The sequence below is a fragment of the Bacillus sp. ISL-75 genome (assembly GCF_018613095.1).
Genome location: NZ_JAGGQX010000093.1, coordinates 1 through 6361 on the forward strand (window position 1 = coordinate 1; position 6361 = coordinate 6361).

A 6361-nucleotide genomic window follows, 5' to 3' on the forward strand; every position below is an offset into this window, starting at 1 on the left:
TTTTCATTCTCTGTGGTGAAGCGCTGATTTTTGCGCTTCATGGATGGCTAACGGGTGCTTAGTACAACAAGCAATTTGTATAAAAGGAATAGCCTAGTAATCTTACTAGGCTATTTTTGTATTACATAAGATGCTGCAAAATACCCTACATTTTGACGGGCAAATTTAGTGTTATTTATTATTTTATTTTTATGTTTTCTGACAGGTAACAGAACCCGTTACGATTTGGCCGGTATCTCTTTTTACACTTCCACCTGGGCAACTTTCACTGTCCAGTTAAATGGATCTTCTTTTTTTCCAAGTTGGATTCCGGTCATTTCATCATAGAGGCTCTGAGAAAGTTCGCCGATTTGACCGTCATTTATTGTAATCGCTTGGTCATTCCAAGTTAATTCGCCAACAGGGGAGATAACGGCAGCTGTTCCTGCACCAAAGACTTCTTCTAGTTCTCCGCGCGCATGTGCTGCAAAAACCTCTTCAATTGAAATTTTCTCTTCGCGTACAGGAATATTCCAATATTTTAGTAATTCAATAACCGAATCACGGGTGACACCTGGTAAAATGCTTCCGTTTAATCTTGGTGTTACCACTTCGCCATTGATCTTGAAGAAGATATTCATGCTGCCAACTTCTTCGACATATTTCTTCTCTTTTGCATCAAGCCAGAGGATTTGAGCAAATCCATTTTCATCGGCTTTTTCCTGTGCCTTCAGACTAGCCGCATAATTTCCAGCAGTCTTCACATGGCCCACTCCGCCAATAACAGCCCGAACATACTGTTCTTCCACATAAATCCTCACAGGACTTAATTGGTCACCATAATATGCTCCCGATGGAGAGAGAATGACTAGCAATTTATATTGTTTCGCAGGACGAACACCAAGATAAGGTTCGGTTGAGAAAATAAACGGACGAATGTATAGAGAAGTCCCTTCTCCATCAGGTATCCAATCCTTTTCTGTTAAAATCAATTGTTTAATGGCATTTAATAAGAAATCTTCATCAATTTGGGGAATGCACAGTCTTTCGCATGAATCATTCAATCGCCTCATGTTTTTTTCAGGGCGGAAGAGCTGGATCGTTCCATCTGCTGTCTTATAGGCCTTCATTCCCTCAAATATAGCTTGTCCATAGTGAAAAACCATCGCAGAAGGATCGAGTGTTAATGGCTCGTATGGAGTAATTCTCGGGTCATACCATCCGATTTCATGTTGATAATCCATAACAAACATATAATCGCTAAAATACTTACCAAAACCAAGTGAAGCAAAATCAGGCTTTTCTTTTAAAACTTCTCTTTGAACAAATCCAACTTCTTGTTTCATGGTTACACCTCTAGTCGATTCTCTACTTTATCTTGTTGAAAAGTAGGCCATATTCATTCGATATTAAACTTTTGAAACGCAAAATCCAAATGGGGAGCCGAATTGAAATTAACTGTATTATCTAACTATAACACTTAAGTAGTACAAACTTCCATCCTCTAAGATGAAGATGAACAAAATCTTGCGTAATGGATCCTATTTAAGATGGGCACGACTAAAGGGAAAATGGTTGTGGTAATATTTAACTAAATGTAAACAGGAGGATAATTAGCGATCCCCTACCGAGGGGTGGAAGTATTTGCTTGGCACGTTGCTTAAAAATTATGTAGAAAAAAATAAATCCTAAAAGTTTACGGGGGTCAAACATATGGTAGATGTTTTTACAGAAATAATTATCGAACGCCCAGTTGGGCAGGTCTCAAAATATGCAGCCAATCCTGACAACGCCCCAGAATGGTATGTAAATATTCAATCAGCCGAATGGCAAACCGAAAAACCATTAACCTTGGGTTCAAGAGTGGCCTTTAAAGCACAATTCCTCGGGAGAGAACTTGCCTATATCTATGAAATTACAGAGTTTATTCCAGAAAAAAAGCTGGTTATGAAAACCGCACAGGGACCGTTTCCAATGGAAACGACCTATACTTGGGAAGTGTTAGAAGGCAATCAAACACGAATGACCTTAAGGAACAAAGGAAATCCAACCGGTTTCTCAAAAGTGTTTGCACCGTTTATGGCTCTAATGATGAAGCGAGCAAATATGAAAGATTTAAAAAAGATTAAGGAGATCCTTGAATCACTAAAAAAGTGAGTTAAAGGGTGGTAAAAAAAGAAAAACGCCACAATAGGGCGTCTAAAAAATTCATAATTACTGTTCATTGTTTTCTGTGGTATTAGTAAATGCATTTGGGTCGACCGTGTTTGCTCCGTAATCTGGAACATTGCTCGCATGCTCTTTGTGATACTGTGACCCTGAACCTTGTTGATTAGGATTGGATTTCCCTTTTTGCTGGTTGTTTTGTTGATTTGGCATGATCTTCACCTCCTAAACACAAAGAGTAGTATGTGTAGTATGGATGTAATTATTCAATGGAGAAACAACAATTTGAAACTTTCTCCTACTTTTTTCGTATACTTAGAACAAACCCTTAAAGGAGATGTGAAGGAATGTTCCTAGCAGAACTTCAGCCAGAGGAGAGGAAGGCGTTTCTTGAACTTGCTGCTCTGATTGCCAAAATTGATGGAAAAGTATCTATATTCGAGAATTCCATACTTATCAGGTACCAAAAAGAAATGGGACTTGAGGAGTATAAATTAAAGGGTCTTGCTATTGATGATATCCTTAAAGTATTTAAGAATGAACGTTCAAAAAACATCGTCTTAACCGAACTCCTTCAACTCATCTATTCAGATGGAGTTTTTCATGATCAAGAAAGCGAAACCATCCAATTCATAAAGTCGTACTTCGGCTTCGATTCAAGTGAATATGGGAGTTTCAAGGATTGGATTGTTAAGATAAAGGAATTAACGGTGTCTAAGGGGACATTGAAATAAAAAAACGTACTATTCCTCAGACAAATTAAAAATTATTAGTATAGAAAAAGAAGGATGCCGGTAGTGTAATCGCATCCTTCTTTTTTTATAGACCCTAATCTTTTTAGAATTTCCCGATTTCCATAATTTAATATTGACGGAGAATACCTAGATGTTATATATTTTAACATATTGATGTTAGGAAATATAACACAAGGAGCTGATTCTTTGAAAAAGATTGAGGCAATCATTCGACCGGAGAGGCTCACAGAGACGATTAAGGGTTTAAAAAAAATAGGGATTACAGGTTTTACTGTTTCTCAGGTGGTTGGAAGAGGGAAACAAAAAGATACGCAAGGTGTGTATCGCGGAAAAAATTATCAAGTGACACTCCATCCAAAAGTAAAAATGGAAATTGTTCTTTCGGACTATTTGGTAGAGTCTACGATCCAGACCATCGTTCATTCTGCCCAGACCGGTGAAGATGGAGATGGCAAAATATATATCTATCCAATTCTGGAAGCTTATAACATTCGGACTGGGGCAATTGACTATGATATCGATGATTTAGCGAATGATAAGGGGTGATCTTATGGAATTAATGTATATAAATACCGTGTGGGTCGTCCTTGCTGCAGCCATGGTTTTGTTTATGGAAGGTGGATTTAGTTTACTGGAAGCTGGATTTGTCCGAACGAAAAATGCGGTTAATGTTACAATGAAAATCTTTGTTGACTTAACGATTGGAGCTTTGGCGTTTTGGATTATCGGATTTGGGGTAATGTTTGGAAAAGATGCCTTTGGGTTCATTGGGACCAGCCTTATTGGAAGTCCAGAGAAAATTGTACTTTCTCTTGAATTGCCAAGTGTTGCTTTTGTTCTTTTTCAAATGGGGTTTGCTGTGGCATGTGTCTCGATTATTTCGGGTGCAGTAGCTGAACGGATGAATTTTAAAGCCTATGTAGTCACTGCTGCGCTCGTTTGTATGATTATCTATCCTCTTTCTGGACATTGGATTTGGAACAGCGAAGGATGGTTAGCGAAGTTAGGAATGAAGGATTTTGCGGGTTCAGCCGCTATTCATGCACTTGGTGGGTTTACTGCTTTAGCTATGGCAAAGCTATTGGGACCGAGAAAAGGAAGGTTTAATTCGGATGGCAGCGTTAATGTGTTTGCCCCAAGTAACATTCCTTTAGCATCAGCGGGAGCATTTATTTTGTGGTTCGGTTGGTTTGCTTTTAATGCAGGAAGTACACTAGATGCCTCTAGCTCAGCCCTAGCGCCTATTGCTATTAATACAATGTTAGCTGGAGCAAGCGGTGGGTCGGCAGCTCTCTTTTTGACGATGCGAAAGTTCGGAAAAGCGGATCCGAGTATGACGATAAATGGTGTATTAGCTGGTTTGGTAGCCATAACGGCGGGATGTGCTTATGTTTCTGAATGGAGCGCTATCTTGATTGGAGCTTTAAGTGGCTTGCTCGTTATTTATGCTACTCTGTTAGTCGATTATTTAAAAGTGGATGATCCTGTAGGCGCTGTGGCTGTTCATGGATTCGGCGGGGTGTTTGGAACGATTGCTGTTGGATTACTTGATCGGTCACAAGGCTTTTTAACGACTGGTGATTTCTCACTTTTAAAGGTGCAATTATTGGGTGCGGTGGTGGTCATTGTCTGGGGGTTAATTGCTGGAACTTTTATTGCGAAGGTATGCACAAAGACAGTTGGTTTCCGAGCAACAGAACGGGAAGAAGACGAGGGCTTAGATATGTCTTATCACGGTATTCCTGCGTACAATGAATTAGAGCGGTTTACCGATATCCCAACTAGCCTATTTAATTTTGAAGAAACAACAGGAATCACCGTTGCCTCTCCTGCCATTAGGAAAGAGAAGGAAGTAATGTAGTTAGCTTGGAATCCCTTCACGGAGGGATTCCTTATTTTATCCGAAACGTTATTGTTTCGTTGACCTCCGAATCGTTCAGGTAAGATGCAGCTAAGAAATAAATGCGTCCCCATATATTAAAAGATGACCGCGGTATTTGAACCGTGGTCATTTTTTATAAACTTTTATTTGATTGATGAAGAGGAATTCGTTAAGCTGCGAAGCACTTTTTTGTATTGTTTTAAAGAGCTTACCTTGCCTATATAGCTATTCTTTCTTTTGAAATCAGAGGAAATAAACATGATGGCAAGGGACGGGAAGAATTTTTTGGTACGAAAACGAAGATCCTTCCAATAAACAAAGTAGCCGTTTTTTCTGACAGCAACAAAAGGATAAGCGAACGATGTACCGGCAAGAAAGTCTGAAACGGACTCGTCATTTGTACTGTCAGAAACCAATACTGGAAAGTCAATATTTTTGGAAAGAGTATGTTCTATGTCGAGTGTATTATCTGAATAAACTCCAAATAAAAAGTCCTCCCTCGTCTCGATAATAATATCCCATTTAAATAGGGTGATGCACGGGATTAGTTTTATACGGTCAGCTCTAATAAAATGTTGTTGTAAGTGCCTTTTGGTTAATAATGCTGACAGAGTTCGAACAGCCAGGTATAAAAATATGAATACATAAATGATTAAAAAGATAATCCCTGCCTGGTAGAAAAAGAGTAGCCCAAACCCTAGAAAATGGAGGGTTAAAATGTAAGGATCCAATAATGGGATAGCGTCAAAGGAAATCCATTTTTTAGAAAAAGGCAGAAGGATTTGTGTTCCGTGGACATTGAATAAATCAAAAAAGACATGAAGAATTACTGCTAAGAACGTCCATAAAAAGAGAGGAAGAAATTCTGGAACGGGGAAGAGTGGGTAAAGTAAGCCAGAAACCAGTAATCCCCATAAAGGAAGTGCTGGCAGGGAATGTGACAGTCCTCTGTGATTCCTGAAATAGCTACCTTTTCCTTTTAATTTGTAAATGATATCAAAATCAGGGGCATTTGAACCTATTACCACCCCTAACATGACCGCCTGTGATAGGGTCTGATTAGATGATACGGCAGGGTCGATTTGAGAAAGAGCACCAATGCCAAACCCTATAACAATATGCGAAAAAGTATCCACTCTATCACTCCTCTACTTTATTAATATATTGGGAAAAATTTGTACAACAAATCAGGCATATTTTTGTATCTTTGGTTCATCGATAACGGCCCGATACTTAAACGGCACTCTCATCTACTCCCTCCAAATTATAAGCTCCCCTTAATTGTATTAAATAAAGGAAACTAATCTTCTTAAGATTCTGTTAATAAAATGTAAAGATTCTGTATAGTAAAAAAACGCTGATTGGGCAGGGTATGACAATGATATTGTAGGAGCAATGAGTGAGGTTAAAGACTTTGAAGTCGCGTTTAAAGATGCAATTCAGTTCGCATTCATTTGAGAGGATACGATTGTGGTTGCGACAGCTGATCACTCAACCGGTGGGAGAAGTATGATCGAAAAGAATGAAAGTTAAGACAAGGGCGACAATGCTCTTGTCTTTTTGTTTTGCGTGCCCAGCA

The 6361-nt window shown here is 38.9% G+C and carries 7 protein-coding genes and 1 pseudogene; 5 read left to right on the forward strand and 3 right to left on the reverse strand.

The features are described from left to right. Positions 1-242: 242 nt before the first annotated feature. The gene (locus J7E63_RS28565; RefSeq protein ID WP_215018661.1) at positions 243-1325 is read right to left on the reverse strand and encodes a branched-chain amino acid aminotransferase; all 1083 of its coding nucleotides are present in this window, start codon (positions 1323-1325) and stop codon (positions 243-245) included. Between the two features lie 367 nt (positions 1326-1692). Between J7E63_RS28565 and J7E63_RS28570 the strand changes: the two genes are divergently transcribed. After that, positions 1693-2136, forward strand: coding sequence for an SRPBCC family protein (locus tag J7E63_RS28570; RefSeq protein WP_215018663.1), 444 nt, complete (start codon positions 1693-1695; stop codon positions 2134-2136). Positions 2137-2193: 57 nt separating this feature from the next. Here the strand turns inward: J7E63_RS28570 and J7E63_RS28575 are convergent, their stop codons facing one another. Further along, positions 2194-2358, reverse strand: a complete 165-nt coding sequence (locus tag J7E63_RS28575) for a hypothetical protein (RefSeq protein ID WP_168241813.1) — start codon at positions 2356-2358, stop codon at positions 2194-2196. 134 nt (positions 2359-2492) lie between these two features. On the opposite strand from J7E63_RS28575, the gene J7E63_RS28580 reads away from it, so the two are divergent. The 3 genes from J7E63_RS28580 (at position 2493) to J7E63_RS28590 (ending at position 4761) form a co-directional block, all read left to right on the forward strand. Beyond that, on the forward strand, positions 2493-2879 hold the full coding sequence (locus J7E63_RS28580; RefSeq protein WP_215018665.1) for a TerB family tellurite resistance protein: 387 nt from the start codon (positions 2493-2495) through the stop codon (positions 2877-2879). A 207-nt stretch (positions 2880-3086) separates the two neighbouring features. Then, a complete protein-coding gene (locus J7E63_RS28585; RefSeq protein WP_215018667.1) occupies positions 3087-3446 on the forward strand; it encodes a P-II family nitrogen regulator in 360 nt (119 codons plus the stop codon). A 4-nt stretch (positions 3447-3450) separates the two neighbouring features. Beyond that, complete coding sequence (locus J7E63_RS28590) at positions 3451-4761, forward strand: ammonium transporter (RefSeq protein ID WP_215018669.1); 1311 nt, start codon at positions 3451-3453, stop codon at positions 4759-4761. A 164-nt stretch (positions 4762-4925) separates the two neighbouring features. Here the strand turns inward: J7E63_RS28590 and J7E63_RS28595 are convergent, their stop codons facing one another. Then, the gene (locus tag J7E63_RS28595) at positions 4926-5918 is read right to left on the reverse strand and encodes a metal-dependent hydrolase (RefSeq protein WP_215018671.1); all 993 of its coding nucleotides are present in this window, start codon (positions 5916-5918) and stop codon (positions 4926-4928) included. Between the two features lie 223 nt (positions 5919-6141). Between J7E63_RS28595 and J7E63_RS30715 the strand changes: the two are divergent. After that, positions 6142-6237, forward strand: a pseudogene (locus tag J7E63_RS30715) (hypothetical protein); the annotation flags it as partial. Positions 6238-6361: the final 124 nt, after the last annotated feature.